Below are 422 nucleotides of genomic sequence, written 5' to 3'. Positions count from 1 at the left end.
CTGGCGCGCACCACGCTCAACGGCGCCAACGTGAACATCACGGCGGAGGACACGCTCGCGATGGCCGGCACCACGGTGAACACGCCTGGCAAGTTGAGCCTCACCGCCGACACCCTGGTCCTGGGCACGCAGGCCACCGAACACGGCACCCAGGAGACCAGTCAGGGCCGCGACCTCATGTACCAGAAGGCCAAGGACAAGGGGACCACCGACCAGACCACGAACTACAACCAGTTCAACGCGGGCAGTCTGGCCGTSAGCGCCAACCATGTGCAGGCCGGCGTGGGCGCGCGGGACAGCATCGAGCAGCTCGCCCAGCTGCCCGGCATGGGCTGGATAGAGCAGCTTCAGAACGATCCGAATCTCAGCGGCAAGGTCGACTGGGCGAAGGTCGAGGAGGCGCACAAGGACTGGAACTACAG

General features: G+C 65.8%; 1 protein-coding gene. It reads left to right on the top strand.

Annotation, left to right across the window (positions count from 1 at the left end; all coding sequences use genetic code 11):
- The coding region (locus AC1DEK_RS30170; RefSeq protein ID WP_478128996.1) for a hypothetical protein at window positions 1-422 on the top strand (422 nt) is incomplete at both ends.

Source organism: Variovorax sp. 10N420 (assembly GCF_056394705.1).
This window is presented reverse-complemented; position numbering and strand designations above follow the sequence as displayed.